This window comes from Methylobacterium sp. SyP6R, from assembly GCF_019216885.1.
Lineage (GTDB): Bacteria > Pseudomonadota > Alphaproteobacteria > Rhizobiales > Beijerinckiaceae > Methylobacterium.
In genome coordinates, this window is record NZ_JAAQRC020000001.1 from 6,388,702 (window position 1) to 6,410,138 (window position 21,437).

Here is a 21,437-nt window from a genome sequence, read left to right on the forward strand (position 1 = left end):
TTGAGCCAGCCCTACGCCATCACCCCGGACGACGTGGTCCGGGCCGCCCACACCATCCGCGGCCACGTGCTGCGCACGCCGCTGGTGCCGGCGCCGCGCCTGTCGGAGCTGACCGGGGCGCGGGTGCTGGTCAAGCACGAGAACATGCAGGCGACCGGCGCCTTCAAGGAGCGCGGCGCGGTCAACCGCCTCAGCGCACTCACGGACTCCGAGCGCCGCCGCGGCGTGGTGGCGATGTCGGCCGGCAACCACGCCCAGGCCGTCGCCTACCATGCCCGTCGGCTGGGCATCCCGGCCACCATCGTGATGCCGGCGACGACCCCGCTGGTGAAGGTCGAGAACACCCGCGCCCACGGCGCCACCGTGGTGCTGGAGGGCGAGACCCTGGTCGAGTCCGCCGCCGCGGTCGACCGGCTGGTCGAGGCGCACGGCTTCGTGCTGGTCCACCCCTACGACGATTCCCTGGTGATGGCCGGCCAGGGCACCATCGCGCTCGAGATGCTGGAGGACGCCCCCGACCTCGACTGCCTGGTGGTGCCAATCGGCGGCGGGGGCCTCATGAGCGGCATCGCGATCGGTGCGAGCCTGCGGCCGCGGGTGGCGCTCTACGGGGTCGAGGCCGCACTCTATCCCTCTTTCCTCAACGCCATCGACGGCGTGGACCGGCCGGTCGGCGGGCCGACGCTGGCCGAGGGCATCGCCGTCAAGACCGTCGGCCGCCTGACCCTGCCGATCGTCCGGGATCTGGTGCGCGAGATCGTCCTCGTCGACGAGCCGCAGATCGAGCGGGCGGTGCACGACTACGCCACGCTCCAGCGCAGCCTCGCCGAGGGCGCCGGCGCCGCCGGCCTCGCCGCGCTCCTCGCCCGGCCCGACCTCTTCTCGGGCCGCACCGTCGGCCTGGTCCTGTGCGGCGGCAACATCGATGCCCGCCTGCTGGCCTCCGTGATGGTGCGCGAACTGGAGCGCGCGGACCGGATCATCTCGTTCCGGATGACCGCGAGCGACCGGCCCGGCGTGCTCGGCCAAGTCGCAGGACGGCTCGGCGCGTTGGGCGCCAACATCCTGGAGGTCTCGCATGGCCGCCTGCACCTCGACGTACCGGCCAAAAGCGTCTCGATCGACGTGACGATCGAGACCCGGGGCCCAGGCCACACCGCCGAGATCCTGGACACGCTGAGCCGGGAGGGGCTGGAGCCGCGGCGGATCGGGCCGCACGGGAACACCGCGGCGGGAGGCTGATCGTCCCCGCGGCGCCCCGCCGTGCCCCACCCGGCGCGCGCGGGTAACGATCAGCGCGTCTGCTCCCGCGTCAGCAGCGTGCGGTCCGGCGCGGCCTCCCGCTTGTCCTGGTACAGCGGCACGATCGCCCGCAGCCACGCCCGGGTGTCGCGGCCGCCGTAATTGCGGTCGATCACGTCGCGGGTCACGTAGGCCTGGAGGTTCACCGGGCCGAAATTGTATCCGACGAGCCCGCCCACCGCGACCTGCCCCTGCGCGCGGTACCCCGCGACGCCCGTCGGCAGGTCGGTGGAGCCGAAGGCGACCGCACCGATCTGCCACTTGCCGAAGTTGCGCGTCGCCGTCAGGTCGAGGTTCATGTAGTCGGGATAGGTCGCCACCCCGGGGGGCGGCCGGTCGCCGAGGAAGTGGCCGTAGAACAGGTGGCCGGTCAGGTTCCAGTCGTTGCCGACGTAGCTGAGCGCGAAGCGGTGCGTCAGGGACGGCGCCTGGGTGACGATGCCGGTCCGGCCCGGGAAGTAGCCGCCGAGCAGGTAACTGAAGCCGACATCGCCGCCGAGATCCCAGGCGAGCTGCGCGGCGACCAGCGGCTGGCCGAGGCCGCTCTGCCAGTCCCTGTCCTGCAGTCCCACGGCCGAGTACGAGCCGGCGAGGAAGAGCTGCAGCCGGCCGCCGGCGATGTCCCAGGGCGTCGCCCAGGCCAGGGTCGTGGCGTTGACGTTGAGCGGCGTCACCCCGGGCGCCGTGGCGCGGACGCCGAAATTCGTCGTCGTGACCCAGTACAGGCCGTGCGGGATCTGTGCGCCGACCGGCAGCCCGAGCGACTGGCCGGGCTGCGCCGCGGAGCCGGCCCGGGCGGGCCCTGCCGCCGCGACGAGGCAGGCCGCGGCGAGAACCGCCCCGAGCGCCGCGGCGCTCCCGCGTCCGACCCGGTCCAGGCGCGTCGTCCCGATATGGTCTGCTGCCACGAAGCGTCCTCCCTCATTCATGACGGATCGGCGCGAGGCGGGACGCGGTTTTGTTCATTCTTCGCGTCGAGACCGGCCTTGCGTCGTGGCGCGATCGTCGGTCGATCGCGCTCTCACCTTCCCGGCAAGGGCCTCGCACGAGCCCCTGCCGTCGAAGCCGCGTCAGCGGCGACCCGGCTGCGCCGCCCAGACCCGCATCCCGGAATCCCGCCGGTCGAGGCGCGTCGCGGCCCGGTCGGCCACCATCGGCGCACCGAGAAGCTGCCCGGTTCCACGCATCTGCGAGTGGGCGGAGCGCGGGTCGTGGTAGGGATGATGGACGTAGGTGCTCATATGCGCCCCGCCCGCCGCCATGCGGCCGTCGCCGCCACCATCGGCCCGGGCGACACCCGCCGCGGCGATGAGGGGTAGGGCCATCGTGGCAGCGGCGAGCGTCGAGAGAGCGATCGTCTTCATGCAAGCCATCTCCGGTCTGCCAGCGTCCCTGTCGTCGAGGAAGACGCCGATTGCGATGGGATGACCTTGAATGGCGACGGGGATCATCGATGTGCGTGAGCACACACCAAGTCTATCGGGATGCTAATCCCATATCATCTACGGCAATGTGCGTAGAGGCACATGGCAGGCCGGAGGCCGCCGCGCCTGCGGGATGACGCAGGTGCGAGATCGCCCGAAACCGTCACCACCGGCGCGAGCCGCGTGCGAGCAAGCTACCCTTGAGACGAACGAGGGCCGCGCCCACCTAATGCACCGGGCGGACGAGCGGAGACGAGCGAATGGCGAATTCCTGGCAAGGCGGGCCCCAGGGCGGGTCCTTTGGCGGCCCCTATCAGCAGGGCTACGCACCCCCGCCGGGCTGGGCCGGCCCGCCGGTGCTGGTGGCGCACGGCTCGCTGTCGCGGCGCTTCGTCGCCTACCTGCTCGACATTGCGTTCATCTTCGGCTTCAGCTGCCTGTTGTGGCTGGCGATCTCGCTCCTCGGGGTCATCACCTTCGGCGTGGCTTGGGCGCTCTACGCGATCCTGCCGGCGAGCGGCGTCATCTACAGCGCGATCACGGTCGGCGGGCCGCGCCAGAGCACCATCGGGATGCGGATGATGGGCCTGCGGGCGGTGCGGGCGACGACCGGCGGGCCGATCGACTGGATCACCGCGGGCGTGCATGCGCTGCTGTTCTACGTCGCGTTGTCGACCTTCCTGCTCTGGCTCCTCGATATCGGCATCGGCGTGCTGCGGGCCGACCGGCGCATGGGCCACGACCTCATCCTCGACCTGGCGGTCGTTCGCGACGCGTGAGCGGCCAAGGCTGCAACCTTCGGCGCCGGTCGCGCTTACATCCAAGGAATTCGCACCGGCGCGGCCCGCCCCTGTTGAGGCGGGCCGCGCCGGTGCTATCCTGTCCTTCCTGGCGCCTGTGCCATCCCCCCTGGCCGGCCCCCTGCGAGACCGACGACGCGTGACCAGCCATCCGCGGGACGCACCGCAATTCTATCTCACGGCTCCCTCGCCGTGCCCCTACCTGCCCGGGCAGCAGGAGCGGAAGGTCTTCACGCACCTCGTCGGCCGGCGCGCCCGCGACCTCAACGAGATCCTGACGCAGGGGGGTTTTCGCCGCTCGCAGACCATCGCCTACAGGCCGGCCTGCGAGACCTGCCGGGCCTGCATCTCGGTGCGGGTGGTGGTGGGCGACTTCGCGCCCAGCGACAGCCAGCGCCGTGTGCTGAAGCGCAACCGCGACCTCGTCGGCCAGGCCCAGGCCAACCGCCCGGCCTCGGAGCAGTACGCGCTGTTTCGCCGCTACCTCGATGCCCGCCACGGCGACGGCGGCATGGTCGACATGACGGTGCTCGACTACGCCATGATGGTCGAGGACAGCCATGTCGAGACCCATCTGGTGGTCTACCGCAAGCGCGGGCCCGACACCGCGATCAACGGCCGCGGCACCGGCGCCCCGATCGCCGTCTGCCTCACCGACGTGCTCTCCGACGGGTTGTCGATGGTCTACTCGTTCTACGATCCGGCGGAGGCCGAGCGCTCGCTCGGCACCTTCATGATCCTCGACCACATCGAGCGCGCCCGCAGCCTCGGCCTGCCGTACCTGTATCTGGGCTACTGGGTCGAGGGCTCGCGCAAGATGCAGTACAAGGCGAAGTTCACCCCCCAGGAACGGCTGATGCCGAATGGCTGGGCCCGGATGGAGGAAGCCTGATCAGCGCTTCGGCGGCAGCGGAGGCAGGGCGGGCAAGCCCTGCTCGACCTTGTCGAGGCAGCACTTCTTGAACTTCCTGCCGCTGCCGCAGGGGCAGGGATCGTTGCGGCCGACGTCGCGGTAGGGGTTGCGCTCGGGGATCGGGAAACCGTCCTCGTCGAGGTCGGGCAGGTGGTCGTAGGCGCCCTCCCGGGTATGCTCCAGCGCCCCGATCGGGTCGTCGAGGTAGTCGATCAGCAGGTCCTCGAACCGGCCGCGGCTCTTCGGCCGCAGGCGGGCCTCCTTCAGGGTCTCCTGCACCGTCTCCCAATCGACGACGCTGCCGGCGTTGCGGCCGTCCTTGCGCGCCGCCTTGAGGCGGGGGACGAGGTCGTCGAAGCCCAGCAGCGAGACCGCATCCTCCCAACCCTGCCAGACCGCCTCGGCATCGGGGGGAGCCAGGCGCTCGTCGTCGAAGCGCACCAGGAACGCCTTCACCGTCTCGCGGTCGATGCGTCCATCGGCGGTGAGCAGCGCGAGGGCGTGGAAGAGCTGCATCCGCGCGATGCCGACGGGAGCCTCGCCGGCGATGGCCGCGAGCAGACGGTCGGCCTCGCCGTCGAAGCTGCCGGCGACGAGGGAAGCGAGGGTGTTCGGGTAATCCTCCCCGAGCGCCGCCGCGATCGCGTCGTCGTCGCGGCGCAGGAGGCGCATCAGCGGAGCCTGGATCCGGGTGTCGCGGGCCGAGGCCAGGACGTGGATGCCCCAGAACAGCAGGGTCCGCTCGGGCTCGGTCAGCGCCTCGGCATCACCGTCGGCGGCCCGGCCGAGGATCGCCAGGACCGGCTCGGCGATCGAGTCCGGCGTCGCCAATGCCCGTTCCAGGGCCCCCTCGGGCAGGTAGGTCGCCGCCGAGAGTTCCCGGATCAGATCGGTATCCGCCATGCCCGCCTCCTCGTTCCTTCGTTCCGGCGGCGCGCGCCGCGCCGCCGGCTTGCTCGGGATCAGCCCCGCAGGGTCGCGCCGGTCTTGCGCGTCACCTCGGCGATGATCTTCTGGCTCACCGCCTCGATCTCGGCGTCGGTGAGGGTGCGGTCGGTCGGCTGGAGACGCACCGCCACGGCGACGGACTTCTGGTCCTCGCCGATCCCAGGCCCCTCGTAGACGTCGAACACCTCGATTGCCGTCACGAGGTTGCGCTCGGCACTTTGAGCCGCCTTCAGGATGTCGCCCGCCGCGACCGTGCGCGAGACCACGAAGGCGAAGTCGCGGGTGAGCGGCTGGAAGTCGGGCAGCTGTGCGGCCGGCTTCATCTTGGTCGGGCGGTACTTCGGCAGCGGCAGGGCGTCGAGGGTGATCTCGCAGACCACCACCGGGCCCTTGATGTCGAGGGCCTTGAGCACCCGCGGATGCAGTTCGCCGAAGAACCCGACTTGGTTGCGCGGCCCGAATTGCAGCGTGCCGGAGCGGCCGGGATGCAGCCAGTCCGGCCCGCCGGCCACGACCTGGAGGCCGCCGGTCGGCACGCCGAGGGAGGTCAGCAGCGCCAGCGCATCGGCCTTGGCCTCGAAGGCGTCGACGGGCTTCATCGCGCCGTCCCAGTGCCGGCCGGCGCCGCCGTGGCGGGCGGAGCCGCGGCGGAGCGCGGTGGCCTTGGTGGTCTGGCCCTCCGGCTGGTCGGAGGCGAAGCACTGCCCGACCTCGAACAGGGCGACGTCGCCGTAGCCGCGGTCGGCGTTGCGCTGCGCGGCGCGGGCGAGACCCGGCACCAGGCTCGGGCGCATGTCCGAGAGATCGGCGGCGATGGGGTTGGCCAGCGCCAGTTCCGGCTTGCCGCCGCCGAACAGGGTGGCGTCGTCATGCGCGATGAACGACCAGGTCACCGCCTCGACGAGGCCGCGGGCGGCGAATTCGCGCTTGGCCTGCCGGGTGCGCTTCTGCATCACCGTCAGGACCGGGCGGATCACCGTCGCGTCGATCCGCGGGAGCGGTTTGGGCTCGATCCGGTCGAGGCCGGCGATGCGGACGATCTCCTCGACGAGGTCGGCCTTGCCCTCGACGTCGGGGCGCCAGGACGGCGACAGCACCTTCACCCGGTCGCCCGAGCCGGCGACGTGGAAGCCGAGCGATTCCAGCGTCACCTTCATCTCCGGCCGCGGCAGGTCGAGGCCCGACAGCCGGCGCACCTCGGTCCACGGGAAGTCGATGATGCGATCGGTGTCCGGCACCTCGCCCGACACCGTGGCCTGGCTCGGGGTGCCGCCGCAGAGGTCGAGCACGAGCTTCGTCGCGAGATCCAGGCCCGGCAGGGCGAAGGCCGGATCGACCCCGCGCTCGAACCGGTAGCGGGCATCGGTCACGATGCCGAGACGCCGCCCGGTGCGGGCGATGGTGAGCGGGTCCCACAGGGCCGATTCGATCAGCACGTCGGTCGTGCCCTCGTCGCAACCCGAATGCTCACCGCCCATGATGCCGGCGATCGATTCGACGCCGGCCTCGTCGGCGATGACGATCGCGCCGTCGTCGAGCCGATAGGTCCGCCCGTCGAGGGCGACGATCTCCTCGCCGTCGCGGGCGCGGCGGACCGTGAGGTCGCCCTTCACCTTGGCGGCGTCGAAGACGTGCAGCGGCCGGCCGCGGTCGAAGGTGACGTAGTTGGTGATGTCGACGAGCGCATTGATCGGCCGCAGGCCGATCGCGGTCAGGCGCCGGCGCATCCACTCGGGAGACGGCCCGTTCCTGACGCCGCGCACCAGCCGCAATCCGAAGAGCGGGCAGAGATGCGCGTCCTCCGGGGCGAAGTCGCGGGTGACGGAGACCGGGCAGGCCCCCTCCCCCTTGACCGGCGCCAGTTGCTCGCGCTTGAGCGTGCCGATGCCGGCCGCCGCCAGATCGCGGGCGATGCCGGAAATGCCCGTGCAGTCGGGCCGGTTCGGCGTCAGGTTGATCTCGATCACCGGATCGTCGAGGCCGGCAAAGGCCGCGTAGGGCTGGCCGACCGGCGCATCGGCGGGCAGATCGAGGATGCCGTCATGGTCGTCCGACAGGCCGAGCTCGGAGCCCGAGCACAGCATGCCCCGGCTCTCGACGCCGCGGATCACGCCCACCGACAGGGTGATGTTCTTGCCCGGCACGTAGGTGCCGGGAGGGGCGAACACGGTCTTCATGCCGGCCCGCGCGTTCGGCGCGCCGCAGACCACCTGCACGGGGGCGCCCTCGCCGGTATCCACGGTGCAGACCCTGAGCCGGTCGGCATTCGGGTGCTGCTCGGCCGTGACGACGGCCGCGATGCGGTAGGCCGCGAGATCCGCGGCCTTGTCCTCGACGCGCTCGACCTCCAGCCCGATGCGGGTCAGCGTCTCGACGATCACGTCGAGGGAGGCATCGGTGTCGAGGTGGTCCTTGAGCCAGGAGAGGGTGAATTTCATGGGGCTAAACCTCTCGGCTCAGGCGAGCCGGGCCTTGGTGATGAGAAGGACGGCCAGGCGGCGGCACTGGTCGTCGTCGAGGGATTCGAGGTCGGAGACGGCCTGCTTGGCGCGGGCCACGACGTTGCGGGTCACGTCGCGATGGATGTTCAGGCTGGGCGGGCTGTAATCCGCCTGATGCCGGCGATCCTGGAGGTAGGCGAAGGCTGCGCTGATCTCGACGACGATCGGTCCGATTTCAGCCGCCTCCCGAGTTGCCAGGCGCCTTCGGATCTGGCCGTGGTCGAGGAGCCGGTAGACCGGCTCGGTCAGCGCCGGGTCCCGCCGCCAGAGGCCGAGCGCGCGCGTGCTCGCGAAGCAGAGACCGTGAAATACGGCGTAATAGGCAGAGCTGACGGCACGACGCATCGCGGCCTTCTGCAAGTTGCGGCGCCCACGCTGCTCGGCAAGCAGGTCGGCGACGACGAGGAGATCGTAGACGAGGGGATTGCCGAGCCGCGCCATCACGCATTCACTTCCGAATCCCGATCATCCAGTCCCCGATCGTCGTCCTCATCCCCGAAGATCTCGTCGTCCGGATAATCGAAATCGAGATAGGGGAAGCGCTCTTCGCCCTTCTCGCGCAGGGCGAGCCAAAGCGCCGCATTCGCGGCGTTGGATTCCTTGCCCCCGGTCACGCCCGAGCCCGGCTTCATGTGCGCGACGACGAACAGCGACGGCTCGTCGGACTGGTTGTAGCCCGGGCGCACCTCGACCCGCTCGTAGCCGGACGCGGTGAGATACCGGGTCAGGATCTCGTCGGCGATCGTCGTGATCTCGTCCACGGTCATGGTGCGCCTCGCGCAAGTGCCTCTCAGGGTGTGTCTCTCAGCCGGTCAGGCCGCCGACCAGGCTCGGGATGTCGAGGGGCCGGAAGCCGTAATGCTCGAGCCAGCGGACATCCGCCTCGAAGAACGGGCGCAGGTCCGGCATGCCGTATTTGAGCATCGCGATCCGGTCGATGCCCATGCCCCAGGCGAAGCCCTGGACCGAGTCCGGGTCGAGGCCGCAATTGCGCAGCACGTTCGGGTGGACCATGCCGCAGCCGAGGATCTCGAGCCAGTCGTCGCCCTCGCCGAAGCGGATCTCGCCGCCCTTGCGCGAGCACTGGATGTCGACCTCGGCCGAGGGCTCGGTGAAGGGGAAGAAGGAGGGCCGGAAGCGCATCTTGACGCTGTCGACCTCGAAGAACGCCTTGCAGAACTCCTCCAGGATCCACTTCAGGTGAGCGATGTTCGCCTGTTTGTCGATCACCAGGCCCTCGACCTGGTGGAACATCGGGGTGTGGGTCTGGTCGGAATCGTGCCGGTAGGTGCGACCCGGGCAGATCACCCGGATCGGCGGCTGCACGGAGCGCATGGTGCGGACCTGGACCGGCGAGGTGTGGGTGCGCAGGAGCTTGCGCTTCCCGTCTCGGTCGGGCCGCAGGAAGAAGGTGTCGTGCATCTCCCGGGCCGGATGGCCCTCGGGGAAGTTGAGCGCCGTGAAGTTGAGGTCGTCGGTCTCGACGTCGGGCCCTTCCGCGATCGAGAAGCCCATATCGCCGAAGATCGCCGTGATCTCGTCCATCACCTGGGTGATCGGATGGATGCGACCGCGGGTCTCGGGGCCTTCCCGCACCGGCAGGGTCACGTCGATCCGCTCGGCGGAAAGGCGCGCCGTCAGCGCCGCCTCGGCCAGGGTGTCGCGCCGGGACTGGATCGCGCCCTGGACCTTGTCGCGCAGGCCGTTGATCAGCGGGCCCTGCTCCTTGCGGGCCTCGGGGCTCATGGCGCCCAAGCTCTTCAGCAGCTCGGAGACGGCGCCCTTCTTGCCGAGGGCGGCGACGCGCACGCCCTCGAGCGCCACCTCGTCGGCGGCGCCGGCGACCTGGGCGAGGAGATCGGTTTCGAGGCTGGTGAGATCGGTCATGGTCTGCTCAATCGGGGCTTGAGGCGATGCCCTGCAACGCGCCGCCCCGCTCCGTCAACCCGGACGGACGGGACGACCCGTGCAACGCAAAACGGCCCGCGCGGGCGGGCCGTGATGTCCGGTCGTCGAGGGAAACCGGAAGGTCCGCGGGAGCGGACCCGAGGGAGGCTTACGCCGCCGCCTTCACCAGCTCGGCCGGCAGGACGGACTTGGCCTTCTCGACCACGGCGAGGAAGGCCGCCGGCTCGTGGATGGCGAGCTCCGAGAGCGCCTTGCGGTCGACCTGCACGCCGGCCTTGGCCAGGCCGTTGATGAAGCGCGAATAGGTCAGGCCGTGCGGACGGACCGCGGCGTTGATGCGCTGGATCCACAGGGCGCGGAAGTTGCGCTTCTTGTTCTTACGATCGCGGTAGGCATATTGCATGCCCTTCTCGACCGCCTGCTTGGCGATCCGGATCGTATTCTTGCGCCGGCCGTAATAGCCCTTGGCGGCCTTGAAAACCTTCTTGTGCTTGGCGTGGCTGGTCACGCCGCGTTTGACGCGGGCCATGGTGATCTCCTGGGATTTCTACGAAACAGATTGACGGAGGAAGCGTCTTCTCGAACGAAGCCGGTTCTCAGCGGGCGTTCGGCAGGAAGTACTTCTTCACGTTGGCGGCATCGCCCTCGAACAGGGTGGTCGTGCCGCGCAGGTTGCGGATCTGCTTCGTGGTCCGCTTGATCATGCCGTGGCGCTTGCCGGCCTGGGCGTACATGACCTTGCCGGTCCCGGTGATCTTGAAGCGCTTCTTGGCGCCCGACTTGGTCTTCAGCTTGGGCATTTTGCTCTCCTGACGCGAACTCCACCTCCCGAGGCCCGCCACGGGGCGGATCCCGACGATCGTCACGACCGATGGTGGAGCGACACGAACCGCCACGGCAGCCCTCACGGCCGGGCGGTTCAGCGAGACGCGCGCTTTAGCAGGGACCGGGGCTTCACGCAATCGTCGCATCGTCGTGCGCCTCGCCCCTGTGTGAGGCGGGAACGATCGTGGGCCCACCCTGGCGTTGTGCGCCGCAACGGAACCATAAACGTGCGTACGCGGTTTCGTTCATGTCCCGCTCAGGCCCCATCCTGTTTAAGTCCCGCCAACGTGAACCGCCATCGTTCGGCGTCCCAGGAGATTTGCTCGTGCGCATTGCCCAGGTAGCCCCTCTCGCGGAGGCCGTTCCGCCGAAGTTCTACGGCGGCACCGAGCGTGTCGTCTCCTGGCTCACCGAAGAGCTGGTCCGGCAGGGCCACGACGTCACGCTGTTCGCGAGCGGCGACTCGGAGACGAGCGCCAAGCTGGTCGCCTGCTGCCCGGAGGGCTTGCGGCTCGCCGGCATCCGCGATCACGTCGCCAGCCACCTCGCCATGCTCTATCACCTGCGCCGGCGGGCGGACGAGTTCGACGTCATCCACTTCCACATCGACCTCCTGCAGTATCCGCTGTTCGAGGAATTCAACCACAAGTGCGTCACCACCCTGCACGGGCGGCTCGACGTGCCGGACTTCATGCCGGTCTACCGCACCTTCACGGGCATGCCGCTCGTGTCGATCTCCGACCACCAGCGCGGGCCGATGCCCGAGAACGCCAACTGGCTGCAGACCATCCATCACGGCCTGCCGGCGGAGAATTGCCGCTTCTCGGCGAAGCCGAAGGATGGCGGCTACCTCGCCTTCCTCGGCCGCATCTCGCCCGAGAAGCGCCCCGACCGCGCAATCGAGATCGCCAAGGCCTCGGGTGTGAAGCTGAAGATCGCCGCCAAGGTCGACAAGGCCGACCAGGAATACTGGGACGAGGTCATCGAGCCGATGACCCACCATCCGCTGGTCGAGTATATCGGCGAGATCAACGAGGATCAGAAGCACGAGTTCCTCGGCAACGCCCTGGCGCTCGCCTTCCCGATCGACTGGCCGGAGCCCTTCGGCCTGGTGATGATCGAGGCGATGTCGGCCGGCACGCCGGTGATCGCGTGGCGCAACGGCTCCGTGCCGGAGGTCATCAAGGACGGCGTCTCGGGCGTCGTGGTCGAGTCGATGGACGAGGCCATCGCGGCGGTCGAGACCTGCAAGGCGATGAGCCGCGAGGGCGTGCGCCGCTACTTCGAGACCCGCTTCACCGCGAGCGTCATGGCCCGCTCCTACGTCGCCGCCTACGAGTCGCTCATCGCCGGCGACCTCGACGCGATCAAGATCCCGGGCCTGACCCTCGGCGCGCCCGCCGCTCTCAACGGCGCGACCAACGGCATCGCGCACCCGGCGCTCCGGGCGATCTGATCCGCCTCGCAACGGACTGACGACGAGGCCCGGTTCCCGTAAGGGGGCCGGGCCTTCTCTTTTGCGCCGCGCCTGCCCAAAATCCGAGCCTGCCCGATCGTGGCTCCCCTCTGGCGCCCGCCGCACGATGGCCCACTTTGGCTCTAGCGTGGGCCGTACCCGCGAATCGCCGCGGGCTCCGCCGCCCCGCTGCCACCGGGCACCCGTCCGGAGCCCCGAGATCTCGCCCCGATCCCCGTGACACCTCGCCCCGCGACGCCCCGCGGCGCGAAGCCCCAAGGAGTGAAGCCGTGCCGATGGTCGCGACCGCCCCCGACGACGAGACGCTGCCGCAATACCACATCGAGGCCCAGACCTCGCTGGTCGAGCGTCAGCTGCGCTCGCTCAAGCATGGCGATGCCTTCGCGGTGCTCGACAGCTACGGCGATATCGGCGTCTTTCCCGGCCCGGAGGGCCTGTATTTCCAGGACACCCGCTTCCTGTCGCGCCTGGAGCTGACCGTCGAGGGCCAGCGGCCGATGCTGCTCGGCTCGGTGGTGCAGGACGACAACGGCGCCCTCTCGGTCGACCTGACGACGCCGGACATCCGGCTCGACGCCAACGACGAGACCAGCATCCCCCGCGAGATCATCGCGCTCGAGCGGACGAAATTCCTGTTTCGCGGCACCTGCTACGACCGGATCGGCCTGCGCAACTACGACACAAAGCCGCGCCACCTGCGGGTGGCCCTGACCTTCGATGCCGATTTCCGCGACCTGTTCGAGGTTCGCGGCAGCGACCGCGCCCATCGCGGCACCCGCAGCGTCGAGGTGACCGGGGCCAACGAGGTGACCTACCGCTACGACGGCCTCGACAAGCGCCTGCGCACCACCCGGCTGCGCTTCGGGCCGAAGCCGGCGCGGCTCGACGCGCACAAGGCCGAGTTCGAGGTCAAGCTCGCCCCGGGCGGGCGCGCCTCGATCTTCGTGCGGGCGATCTGCGACACGGTCGATCACAGCCGCGACGGCGAGGCGGTGGTCGGCAGCGCCCTGCCCTTCACCCACGCGGCCTATCCGAGCCCGCGCCGGGAGGACGGCCACCCGAAGGGCGAGGGCATGACCTTCGCGCTCGCCTATCGCGACGCACGCCGCGACCTGCGCAAGGCGACCGCCAACATCACCACGATCGAGAGCTCGAACGACCAGTTCAACGAGGCCGCCTGCCGCGCGACGGCCGACCTCTACATGCTGCTCAGCCGCACCCCGAACGGGGTCTACCCCTATGCGGGCATCCCCTGGTACAGCACGGTCTTCGGCCGCGACGGCATCATCACCGCCATGATGACGCTGTGGATCGACCCCGAGATCGCCAAGGGCGTGCTGCGCCACCTCGCGGCGACGCAGGCGACCACGATCGATCCCGCCGCCGACGCCCAGCCCGGCAAGGTCCTGCACGAGACCCGCAACGGCGAGATGGCGATCCTCGGCGAGGTGCCGTTCAAGCTCTATTACGGCACCATCGACGCCACCCCGCTCTTCGTGATGCTGGCCGGCCAGTATTACGAGCAGACCGGCGACCTCGCGACCATCAAGGCGATCTGGCCCAACCTCCTGGCGGCGCTGAACTGGATCGACGAGTACGGCGACCGGGACAAGGACGGCTTCGTCGAATACGCCCGCGAGACCGAGAAGGGCCTGGCCAACCAGGGCTGGAAGGACAGCCACGATTCGATCTTCCACGCCGACGGCCGGATGGCGCAGGGGCCGATCGCGCTCTGCGAGGTCCAGGGCTACGTCTACGCCGCCAAGAAGGGCGCCGCGAAACTCGCCGCGCTGATGGGCGACGCAACGCTCTCCGAGCGGCTGAAGGGCGAGGCCGAGCGGCTGCGCCAGGCCTTCGACGAGAAGTTCTGGCTGCCCGAGATCGGCACCTACGCCATCGCGCTCGACGGCGACAAGCGCGCTTGCGCCGTACGCTCCTCGAATGCCGGCCACGCGCTCTTCACCGGCATCGCCTATCCGGAGCGGGCCGAGAGCGTCGCGGCGGTGCTGATGTCGAAGGACGGGTTCAACGGCTGGGGCGTGCGCACCATCGCGGTCGGCGAGGCGCGCTATAATCCGATGTCGTACCATAACGGCTCGATCTGGCCGCACGACAACGCGCTGATCGCGCTCGGCCTCGCCCGCTACGGCCTGAAGGCGGAAGCGGCGCGGGTGTTCGAGGGGCAGCACGGCGCCTCGCTCTACCAGGAGGGGCGGCGGCTGCCGGAGCTGTTCTGCGGCTTCATCCAGCGCAAGCAGCGCGGACCGACCAACTATCCGGTGGCGTGCAGCCCGCAGGCCTGGGCGGCGGCGGCGCCCTTCGCGTTCCTGGCCGCCTGCCTCGGGCTCGAACTGCGCCACGACCGCAACCGGATCCGTTTTCGCGATCCGATCCTGCCGTCCTTCCTCGACGACGTGCTGATCCGCAACCTGAAGCTCGGCGACAGCCGCGTCGACCTGCTGATCCACCGCCACGGCAGCGACGTCACCGTCAACGTGGTGCGCCGGACCGGCGATGCGCAGGTACTTCTTCTGAAGTAAGGCGCTTCTGCTGAAGCAGAAAAGCGATGGGCCGGGACATGCCCGGCCCTTCGATGCTCCCCGCGCGGGTTTTCTGAGAGAAGCCCGCGCCCGGAGCGCTCCGTGATCCGTGCCACGCCTTCGAGAAGCGCGGAGGGTGCCGTGCCTTAGCGCGGCGCCAGGATCATGATCATCTGGCGGCCTTCGAGCTGCGGCTCGCTCTCCACCTTGGCGATCTCTTGCGTCTCGGACTTGACGCGCTCGAGCAGGCGCAGGCCCAGATCCTGGTGCGCCATCTCGCGACCGCGGAAGCGCAGGGTCACCTTGACCTTGTCGCCTTCCTCGAAGAACCGCTGCACGGCCTTCATCTTGACTTCGTAGTCGTGCTTGTCGATGCCGGGACGGAGCTTGATCTCCTTGACCTCGACGGTCTTCTGCCGCTTGCGCGCCTCGGCCTGCTTCTTCTGCTCGTTGAAGCGGAAGCGGCCGTAGTCGAGAAGCTTGCAGACCGGAGGCACGGAGTTCGGCGCGATCTCGACGAGGTCGAGGCCCGCCTCTTCGGCGACCTGCAACGCCTCGAAGAAGCCCATGACACCGCGGTTCTGGCCGGTATCGTCGATGAGCTGCACCTCGCGGACGCCGCGGATGTCCCGGTTCGCGCGCGGCCCGTCTTTCTGCGGGGCCGGCATGGCTCTCATAGGTCTGCGAATGGCTTCATTCTCCTCAGTCATGTCGTCCAGCGGCGGCCCGCCGACCGTGCCCCTTCCGGACCGATCCCGAACCACCGCGCGGGTAGACTCTCGTGTACGCTAGCACCTTGGCGAGATCGCCCGGTTTGTCAACTCACGGATGCGGGTCTTGGTTGCCGATTGCCTAAATTCCAGGCAACCAAATATCCGTGAAGTCTTAGACCCGCGCGAGGCCATCGCGCGCCCATTCAGGCCCCCTCCCCCGCGGGACCCGCGCCGAGCAGCTCGGCATAGACCGCCAGGGTGTCGGCCAGCATCAGCTCGAGGGAGAAATGCGTCTCGACGTGGCGGCGGGCGCGGCGCACCAGGGCGTCGCGGGCGCTGGCGCCGAGCTGCAGCGCCTCCGCGACGGCAGCGGCCAGCGCCTGGGCGTCGTTCGCCGGCACCCGCCAGCCGGTGCGCTCGTGCGCCGGCACCTCCGGCGGGGCCAGCACCGTCTCGGGCACGGCGCCGAGATCCGAGACCACGACCGGCGTGCCGAGCGCCTGGGCCTCGACCGCGGAGCGGCCGAAGGCCTCGGGCTCGGTCGAGGGCACCGCCACCACCGAGGCCGCCCGGTAGGCCGCCGGCATGTCGCTGCAATGCCCGACGCGCTTCACCGAGCCGGCGAGGCCGTGGGCGGCGATCATCGCGTCGAGTTCGCGCAAATAGGCGGTGCGCCCCTGCGGATCGCCCGCCAGCACCACGGTGAACTCGGCCACACCCTGCGCGCGCAAGGCGGCCGCCGCTTCGATCAGCACGCGGTGCCCCTTCCAGGGGGTGAGGCGGGCGGCGAGCAGCACCACCCGCTCGTGCGGGGCGACGCCCCAGGCCCGGCGCAGGGCCTCGACCCGCTGCGGCGCGACCTGGGCGGGGGCGAAGGCCGCTAGATCGGTGCCGCGGTGGATCACCCGCACCCGGTCGCCTGCGACCTGCGGAAAGAGGCGCCGGATCGCGTCGGCGGTGAAGTGCGAGTTGGCGATCACCACGTCGCCGCGGGCCATCACCGAATTGTAGAGGAGCTTCGTCGGCGAGCGGCCGGCATAGCTGCCGTGATAGGTGGTGACGAAGGGAACGCGCAGCCGCCGCGCCGCCCCGAGCGCCACCCAGGCCGGGGCCCGCGAGCGGGCATGGATCAGGTCGACCCGCTCCGCCCGGCAGATCCGCATCAGCCGCCCGACGTGGAGCGCCATGGCGAAGGGGTTCTTGGACCGCGCCGGGAACGGCACCCAGGCGCCGCCCTTGGCCTGCAACTCGCCGACGAGGCGCCCGCCCTCGGTGGCGACGAGCGCCCGGGCGCCCGCGGCGGCGAGCGCCGCCGCCACGTCGACGGCGGTGCGCTCGGCGCCGCCGGCGTCGAGCTCCGGGATGATCTGGAGCACGGTACGGCCCGCCAGCGGATGGCTCGCGGCCGGGAACGGCGTGGCCTGGCTCGACGGCATGGGACTCCGGGTCAGGGTTCTGATCGCAGCACTCGCGGCATGACGGTACCCGCTCTGCGCAGGATTCGACGAAGACCGGCGGCATGCCGGCCGGATCTCGTAGGACCGACGGCCGCCTCCAGTGTAGAAGCCCGCCGTTGCGGTCCGCTCACGGACGATGCGTCAAGGTCGCCCGGTCGTGTTGCGGATCGGTAAACCTTGGGCACCGGCCGCCCGCGACCAGGGCTGCACACGGAATAACGGGGATAACGTCATGCAAGCGCAAACGGAGACGCCGCCGCGCCAGCCCGCCACCATGCTGGCCGTGCGGGGCCGGCGCCTCGCCACCCTGGTGCGGCCCGGTTCGGGACCGCCGGTGGTCTGGCTCGGCGGCTTCCGGTCGGACATGCGCGCCACCAAGGCCGAGGCCCTGGACGACTGGGCAGCGCGGAACGGCCGGGCCTTCGTGCGCTTCGACTATACCGGCCACGGTGAATCGGAAGGCACCTTCGCCGATTGCACGATCTCGGACTGGCTCGCCGATGCGGAAACCGTCATCGCCGCCCTGGCACCGCGGCGCCCGATCCTGGTCGGGTCGTCGATGGGCGGCTGGATCGCACTGCTCGCCGCCGCGAAGGTCGGGCCCGCCGGCCTGGTGCTGATCGCCCCGGCGACGGACTTCACCGAGGTGCTGATGTGGCAGCAATTCCCGGAGGAGATCCGCCGGCAGGTGATCCGCGACGGGGTGTGGCAGCGCGGGTCGCAATACTCGCCCGAGCCGACGCCGGTGACCCGGGCGCTCATCGAGGACGGGCGCCGCCACCTGATGCTCGGCGGCCCGATCGATCCGGGCTGCCCGGTCCACATCCTGCAAGGGATGGCCGATCCGGACGTGCCGTGGCCGCACGCGATGAAGCTCGTCGAGCGGCTGCCGGAGGCGGGCGTGGTCCTCACCCTCGTCAAGGAGGGTGACCATCGCCTCTCCGGCCCCGCCGACCTCGACCGCCTCGTGGCGGCGGTCGAGGGGATCGCGGCGAGGGAAGGCTGAGCCTTGCCACGGGGTGCTCAGCGTCGAGCACCCCGATGGATGCTCAATGGACGCTGACCGCCTGGAGGTCGTGCGCCCAGGCATTGGCGAAAGCCGCATCCCGGCTGTCGGTGAGCAGGATCGGGGCGCCGCTCGCCGAGAGCACGGCGAACAGGTCGAGACCGGGGGTCAGGTCGGGGGCCTCGGGGAAGAGGCGCTTCACCTCCTCCGAGCGCATGGCGCGGATATAGGCCACGTGGCCCTCGCCGAGGGCCGCCAGCGCGCTGGGATCGAGCGTGACGTCGAGGTTCCGGGTGGTGTCGGACATGATGCGCCCTCCTCTGAAAGGCAGCAGGACGGTGATCGGCTTGAGGCCCCGAAGCGGCCCGCCGACCGGTGGGTTAAGGATAGATGGGGACGATCAGTCGCCGTCGCGCGCCCCGATGTCGATCCGTCGCACGATGCGCTCCGGCTCGGGCCGGGCGAGGTCGATCGACAGGAGACCGTTCGACAGGTCGGCCCCCAGCACCTCCATGCCGTCGGCGAGCAGGAAGGCGCGCTGGAACTGCCGGGCGGCGATGCCCCGGTGCAGGAAGGTCCGGCTCTTGTCGTCGGCCTGCCGGCCGCGGACGATGAGCTGGCTCTCCTCCAGGGTCACGTCGAGCTGGTCGCGGGTGAAGCCGGCCACCGCGAGCGTGATGCGCAGCCGCTCCGGCTCGCGCTCGGTGCGGGGCAGGCGCTCGATGTTGTAGGGCGGGTAGCCGTCGTTGGCGGCCTTGGCGACGCGGTCGAGCGCCTGCTCGATCTCGTCGAAGCCCAGCAAGAACGGGTGCCCGAACGGCGAAGGACGCGTCATGATGTCGGCGAAGCCCTGTTGCGGAGGCACTTCGTAGGCTGTCCGGGCCCGCATCCGCAGCGCCCGTCGGGGCCGACCGCAACTCCGCCGGCCCATCTCGGGATATGAGGGGCAAGAGGTCCCTCATCAAGGGTGAGGTCCCTCATCAAGGGTGGGGTCCCTCACAAGGGCGGGGTTCCGCATCGCGCGCCTCAGCGCTGCATCGCCCCGGTGAGCCGCTGGCTGATGCGCTCGCGCAACGCCCCGGGCAGTTCGAGGTCGACGAGGCGCCAGGTCCAGCCGCGCAGGCGCAGGCGAAGGCGGAACCGGTTCTCGATCGGCCGGTCCGGCGGGTAGCTCACCACCATGCCGCGAAAGCCCCGCGGCTCGGCAGAGCGGAACAGGGCGAAGAGTTGGCCGAGGGTCGAGGCATGAAGGCCAAGTCCGAGACCGTCCTTGCCCTTGGGTGCCTCGGGGAAGGTCGCCGTCGTGTCGCCGGGGGCCGTCTCGCGGGGGCCGCCGTCGCGGGCGAGGCCGGCGCGCACCGGCCAGCCGTCGTCGAGGAGGTCGATCAGGGTCTCGGGCGTGACGAGGGATTCGACCAGCGGCCCGGCCAGCGCGCCGCTCGCCTCGGTCAGGATGGTGCGCTCCCGGGACGACAGGTCGCGGCGGGCCGCGATGGCGTCGACCGCCGCGGCCAGCGCCTGCTTGGTCAGGGACAGCCGCAGGGTGCGGAAGTTCACCCGCTGCTCCAGGGCCGCCGCATCATGCGCCTGCACCGCCTGCGAGATGCGGTAGAGCGCCAGATAGGGCGAGGCCCCATAGCCGATCCACAGAAGCAGGATCGCCAGGCCCGCGAGCCACCAGCGCGTCATGCGTCGTTGCCGGTGGACGGACGCACGAGGCCGGTCACGCCGGTCGCGCGAGATGGGCGAAGGCGGCGATCACCTGCTCGTAGACCGGGCGCTTGAACGGGATCACCAGCGCGGCGAGGTTGGCCAGCGGCTCCCAGCGCCAGCCGTCGAACTCCGCCTTGTGGGCGCCGCCGCCCGGCCGGAGGATGTCGATCTCGCGCTCGTCGCCCTCGAAGGCGAAGGCGAACCACTTCTGGGTCTGGCCCCGGAAGCGCCCCTTCCAGGGCTTGCCCGCGGCGAAGGTCGGCAGGTCGTAGGAGTACCAGCCCGGCGCCTCGGCGAGGAAGCGCACCGAGGCGGGCGCGACGCTGGTCTCCTCGTAGAGTTCGCGCAGGGCGGCGTCCCGGGGTGCCTCGCCCTCGTCGATGCCGCCCTGCGGCATCTGCCAGGCATGGGCGCCGAGATCGCCGGAATCGTGGCGCCGGTGGCCGGCGAAGACCAGCCCGTCGCGGTTGAACAGGGCGATGCCGACGCAAGGCCGGTAGGGAAGGCTGGCCAGCGCGGCCTCGGAACGGTGGATCGATGCCATGGGGCGACCTTAGAGCAATTTCCCGTGAAGGGGACCTCACACTTCGGGAAAATGCTGCGGGAGCGAAACCGACGGGTCAGACCAACGGTCGTGGAAAACGACCTTTGGTGCCGTTCTCGAAGTGTCGTCAAGCCTGCGACCCGGCATCGAAAATTCGAGATGGATCAGGAGCCGGCGCGCAGGGCCCGGCTCGCCGGGACCAGCAGGATGCCGCGGGATTCGAGGTCGCGCGACCAGCGGGCAATCCGGTCGATGGAGAGCGGCAGGGCGGTGGCCGAGCCCAGCGCGAAGCCGGACTTGCGCGCCGCCTCCTCCAGGCGGGCAAGCTCGCGGTCTATGGCATCCGGGCGCGGCACCGCGTCGACGACGATCTCGGCCCGGGCCACCGGCACCTTGGCCTTGCGGCCGATCTCGCGGGCGAGCGAGCGCGGCGAGGTGCCGTCGTCGAGGAAGCCGAGGCCGCGCCCGCCGATCTCGCGCAGCACGGGCTCCAGGGCAGCGCTCTCGCTGGTCAGGCGCGCGCCCATGAAGTTCATCACCCCCACCGCCCCCGGCACCCGGGCGAGCACGAAGGCGAGGCGGTCGAGATTCTCGGCGGGCTTCGAGCCTGCCAGCAGGGTCTGCGGCCCGGGATCGTTGTCGGGGTAGTCGAACGGCTCCATCGGCGCCTGGACCAGCACCTCGTGCCCGGCCTCGCGGGCGCGGGCGGCGCTGCGGATCACGTCGGCGCCGTAGGGGGCGAAGGCCAGGGAGATCGCCGGGGCCAGGCGCTGCACGGCGTCCTGGGTCGCCGCCTGGCCGATGCCGAGGCCCGACACCACGAGCGCGATGCGGCCCGCCACCGCCCCGCCCCGCTCGAGTCCCGAGGCCTCGGGGCGGGCATAGACGTCGAGGGGCCGGGCGCCGTCCGGGCCGATCTTCGGCAGGGTGCCGTAGCGGCCGCGCTCGGACAGACGCGGATCGGGGGCGGGTGAAAGCTGGATCGGTCCGTTGCCCGGCACCCGGATCACCACCGAATCCGGCGCGGCGGTGCCGTCCGGGCGGGTCACCGAGACACCCGAAGCCCGCTCGACCTCGCCGGCGCTGCGGCTGGCCGGATCGGGACGGAGCGGGACTGCCGGTTCCGGCACCGGGGTGCTGGGCGCCCGCAACTCCACCGTCGCAACGGCGTAGGGCTCGCCCGCGAGGGGATCGTCGCCGAAACCCAGGAAGGCGGCGAGCGCCAGGACGCTCGCGCCCAAGCAGGCGGCAGCGACCACGCGGGGTCGCAGGGCGGCGCGCCAGTGCTGGAGGCGCGCGGTCGCTTCGTCCCTCAGCCCGAGGGGACGGGTCAGGATGGTGTCGGACGCGAGCGGCACGGTCGTGA

Annotated in this window: 22 protein-coding genes; 6 read left to right on the forward strand and 16 right to left on the reverse strand. The window is 70.5% G+C overall.

Going from position 1 to position 21,437, the window contains the following annotated elements; translation table 11 throughout:
• Positions 1 to 1,242, forward strand: coding sequence for a threonine ammonia-lyase (locus HBB12_RS29225; RefSeq protein ID WP_236992573.1), 1,242 nt, complete (start codon positions 1 to 3; stop codon positions 1,240 to 1,242).
• Positions 1,243 to 1,292: 50 nt separating this feature from the next.
• Here the strand turns inward: HBB12_RS29225 and HBB12_RS29230 are convergent, their stop codons facing one another.
• Both HBB12_RS29230 and HBB12_RS29235 read right to left on the reverse strand, forming a co-directional pair.
• Positions 1,293 to 2,180, reverse strand: a complete 888-nt coding sequence (locus tag HBB12_RS29230; RefSeq protein WP_236992941.1) for a transporter — start codon at positions 2,178 to 2,180, stop codon at positions 1,293 to 1,295.
• A gap of 192 nt (positions 2,181 to 2,372) precedes the next feature.
• On the reverse strand, positions 2,373 to 2,666 hold the full coding sequence (locus HBB12_RS29235; protein ID WP_236992574.1) for a hypothetical protein: 294 nt from the start codon (positions 2,664 to 2,666) through the stop codon (positions 2,373 to 2,375).
• Positions 2,667 to 2,986: 320 nt separating this feature from the next.
• Between HBB12_RS29235 and HBB12_RS29240 the strand changes: the two genes are divergently transcribed.
• Both HBB12_RS29240 and HBB12_RS29245 read left to right on the forward strand, forming a co-directional pair.
• A complete protein-coding gene (locus HBB12_RS29240) occupies positions 2,987 to 3,505 on the forward strand; it encodes an RDD family protein (protein ID WP_236992575.1) in 519 nt (172 codons plus the stop codon).
• 160 nt (positions 3,506 to 3,665) lie between these two features.
• A complete protein-coding gene (locus tag HBB12_RS29245) occupies positions 3,666 to 4,418 on the forward strand; it encodes an arginyltransferase (RefSeq protein ID WP_236992576.1) in 753 nt (250 codons plus the stop codon).
• On the opposite strand, the gene HBB12_RS29250 is transcribed toward HBB12_RS29245, so the two are convergent.
• The 7 genes from HBB12_RS29250 to rpmI form a co-directional block, all read right to left on the reverse strand.
• Entirely contained in the window at positions 4,419 to 5,342 is a 924-nt protein-coding gene (locus tag HBB12_RS29250) for a DUF1186 domain-containing protein (RefSeq protein ID WP_236992577.1), read from the reverse strand.
• A gap of 59 nt (positions 5,343 to 5,401) precedes the next feature.
• Positions 5,402 to 7,825 carry a phenylalanine--tRNA ligase subunit beta gene (gene pheT / locus HBB12_RS29255; RefSeq protein WP_236992578.1) on the reverse strand — a complete coding sequence of 808 codons (2,424 nt, stop codon included), beginning with the start codon at positions 7,823 to 7,825 and terminating at the stop codon, positions 5,402 to 5,404.
• An 18-nt stretch (positions 7,826 to 7,843) separates the two neighbouring features.
• Positions 7,844 to 8,332, reverse strand: coding sequence for a HEPN domain-containing protein (locus HBB12_RS29260; protein WP_236992579.1), 489 nt, complete (start codon positions 8,330 to 8,332; stop codon positions 7,844 to 7,846).
• A complete protein-coding gene (locus tag HBB12_RS29265; protein ID WP_236992580.1) occupies positions 8,329 to 8,655 on the reverse strand; it encodes a hypothetical protein in 327 nt (108 codons plus the stop codon). The genes HBB12_RS29260 and HBB12_RS29265 overlap by 4 nt, the downstream gene beginning before the upstream one ends.
• A gap of 37 nt (positions 8,656 to 8,692) precedes the next feature.
• Positions 8,693 to 9,775, reverse strand: coding sequence for a phenylalanine--tRNA ligase subunit alpha (pheS, locus tag HBB12_RS29270; RefSeq protein WP_236992581.1), 1,083 nt, complete (start codon positions 9,773 to 9,775; stop codon positions 8,693 to 8,695).
• A gap of 169 nt (positions 9,776 to 9,944) precedes the next feature.
• Positions 9,945 to 10,325, reverse strand: a complete 381-nt coding sequence (gene rplT, locus HBB12_RS29275; RefSeq protein ID WP_236992582.1) for a 50S ribosomal protein L20 — start codon at positions 10,323 to 10,325, stop codon at positions 9,945 to 9,947.
• A gap of 67 nt (positions 10,326 to 10,392) precedes the next feature.
• A complete protein-coding gene (rpmI, locus tag HBB12_RS29280) occupies positions 10,393 to 10,596 on the reverse strand; it encodes a 50S ribosomal protein L35 (RefSeq protein ID WP_007561407.1) in 204 nt (67 codons plus the stop codon).
• A gap of 350 nt (positions 10,597 to 10,946) precedes the next feature.
• Between rpmI and HBB12_RS29285 the strand changes: the two genes are divergently transcribed.
• Positions 10,947 to 12,077: a glycosyltransferase family 4 protein gene (locus HBB12_RS29285; protein ID WP_236992583.1), complete on the forward strand. Its 1,131-nt coding sequence runs from the start codon at positions 10,947 to 10,949 to the stop codon at positions 12,075 to 12,077.
• A 296-nt stretch (positions 12,078 to 12,373) separates the two neighbouring features.
• Positions 12,374 to 14,638 carry an amylo-alpha-1,6-glucosidase gene (locus tag HBB12_RS29290; RefSeq protein ID WP_236992942.1) on the forward strand — a complete coding sequence of 755 codons (2,265 nt, stop codon included), beginning with the start codon at positions 12,374 to 12,376 and terminating at the stop codon, positions 14,636 to 14,638.
• Between the two features lie 146 nt (positions 14,639 to 14,784).
• Here the strand turns inward: HBB12_RS29290 and infC are convergent, their stop codons facing one another.
• The gene (gene infC, locus HBB12_RS29295) at positions 14,785 to 15,306 is read right to left on the reverse strand and encodes a translation initiation factor IF-3 (RefSeq protein WP_048430889.1); all 522 of its coding nucleotides are present in this window, start codon (positions 15,304 to 15,306) and stop codon (positions 14,785 to 14,787) included.
• A gap of 248 nt (positions 15,307 to 15,554) precedes the next feature.
• Positions 15,555 to 16,787 (reverse strand): glycosyltransferase family 4 protein, encoded by a 1,233-nt coding sequence (locus HBB12_RS29300; protein WP_236992584.1) that lies wholly within the window; start codon positions 16,785 to 16,787, stop codon positions 15,555 to 15,557.
• Positions 16,788 to 17,040: 253 nt separating this feature from the next.
• Between HBB12_RS29300 and HBB12_RS29305 the strand changes: the two genes are divergently transcribed.
• On the forward strand, positions 17,041 to 17,814 hold the full coding sequence (locus HBB12_RS29305) for an alpha/beta hydrolase (protein ID WP_236992585.1): 774 nt from the start codon (positions 17,041 to 17,043) through the stop codon (positions 17,812 to 17,814).
• 43 nt (positions 17,815 to 17,857) lie between these two features.
• Here the strand turns inward: HBB12_RS29305 and HBB12_RS29310 are convergent, their stop codons facing one another.
• From HBB12_RS29310 to HBB12_RS29330, 5 genes are all read right to left on the reverse strand, one after another.
• Complete coding sequence (locus HBB12_RS29310) at positions 17,858 to 18,121, reverse strand: BQ00720 family protein (protein WP_236992586.1); 264 nt, start codon at positions 18,119 to 18,121, stop codon at positions 17,858 to 17,860.
• 93 nt (positions 18,122 to 18,214) lie between these two features.
• Positions 18,215 to 18,649 carry an Hsp20 family protein gene (locus tag HBB12_RS29315; protein ID WP_060848394.1) on the reverse strand — a complete coding sequence of 145 codons (435 nt, stop codon included), beginning with the start codon at positions 18,647 to 18,649 and terminating at the stop codon, positions 18,215 to 18,217.
• 191 nt (positions 18,650 to 18,840) lie between these two features.
• Positions 18,841 to 19,503, reverse strand: coding sequence for a DUF2939 domain-containing protein (locus tag HBB12_RS29320; RefSeq protein ID WP_236992587.1), 663 nt, complete (start codon positions 19,501 to 19,503; stop codon positions 18,841 to 18,843).
• Positions 19,504 to 19,537: 34 nt separating this feature from the next.
• Positions 19,538 to 20,071, reverse strand: coding sequence for an RNA pyrophosphohydrolase (locus HBB12_RS29325; protein ID WP_236992588.1), 534 nt, complete (start codon positions 20,069 to 20,071; stop codon positions 19,538 to 19,540).
• Between the two features lie 164 nt (positions 20,072 to 20,235).
• Positions 20,236 to 21,429 (reverse strand): divergent polysaccharide deacetylase family protein, encoded by a 1,194-nt coding sequence (locus HBB12_RS29330; protein ID WP_236992589.1) that lies wholly within the window; start codon positions 21,427 to 21,429, stop codon positions 20,236 to 20,238.
• Positions 21,430 to 21,437 lie beyond the last annotated feature (8 nt).

Bases quoted from the DNA above. Each gene is read 5' to 3' on its own strand.
- HBB12_RS29235 (WP_236992574.1), bottom strand. From the start codon at position 2,666: ATGAAGACGATCGCTCTCTCGACGCTCGCCGCTGCCACGATGGCCCTA.
- HBB12_RS29240 (WP_236992575.1), top strand. From the start codon at position 2,987: ATGGCGAATTCCTGGCAAGGCGGGCCCCAGGGCGGGTCCTTTGGCGGC.
- HBB12_RS29250 (WP_236992577.1), bottom strand. From the start codon at position 5,342: ATGGCGGATACCGATCTGATCCGGGAACTCTCGGCGGCGACCTACCTG.
- pheT (WP_236992578.1), bottom strand. From the start codon at position 7,825: ATGAAATTCACCCTCTCCTGGCTCAAGGACCACCTCGACACCGATGCC.
- HBB12_RS29265 (WP_236992580.1), bottom strand. From the start codon at position 8,655: ATGACCGTGGACGAGATCACGACGATCGCCGACGAGATCCTGACCCGG.
- pheS (WP_236992581.1), bottom strand. From the start codon at position 9,775: ATGACCGATCTCACCAGCCTCGAAACCGATCTCCTCGCCCAGGTCGCC.
- rplT (WP_236992582.1), bottom strand. From the start codon at position 10,325: ATGGCCCGCGTCAAACGCGGCGTGACCAGCCACGCCAAGCACAAGAAG.
- rpmI (WP_007561407.1), bottom strand. From the start codon at position 10,596: ATGCCCAAGCTGAAGACCAAGTCGGGCGCCAAGAAGCGCTTCAAGATC.
- HBB12_RS29290 (WP_236992942.1), top strand. From the start codon at position 12,374: ATGGTCGCGACCGCCCCCGACGACGAGACGCTGCCGCAATACCACATC.
- infC (WP_048430889.1), bottom strand. From the start codon at position 15,306: ATGCCGGCCCCGCAGAAAGACGGGCCGCGCGCGAACCGGGACATCCGC.
- HBB12_RS29300 (WP_236992584.1), bottom strand. From the start codon at position 16,787: ATGCCGTCGAGCCAGGCCACGCCGTTCCCGGCCGCGAGCCATCCGCTG.
- HBB12_RS29305 (WP_236992585.1), top strand. From the start codon at position 17,041: ATGCAAGCGCAAACGGAGACGCCGCCGCGCCAGCCCGCCACCATGCTG.
- HBB12_RS29310 (WP_236992586.1), bottom strand. From the start codon at position 18,121: ATGTCCGACACCACCCGGAACCTCGACGTCACGCTCGATCCCAGCGCG.
- HBB12_RS29315 (WP_060848394.1), bottom strand. From the start codon at position 18,649: ATGACGCGTCCTTCGCCGTTCGGGCACCCGTTCTTGCTGGGCTTCGAC.
- HBB12_RS29320 (WP_236992587.1), bottom strand. From the start codon at position 19,503: ATGACGCGCTGGTGGCTCGCGGGCCTGGCGATCCTGCTTCTGTGGATC.
- HBB12_RS29325 (WP_236992588.1), bottom strand. From the start codon at position 20,071: ATGGCATCGATCCACCGTTCCGAGGCCGCGCTGGCCAGCCTTCCCTAC.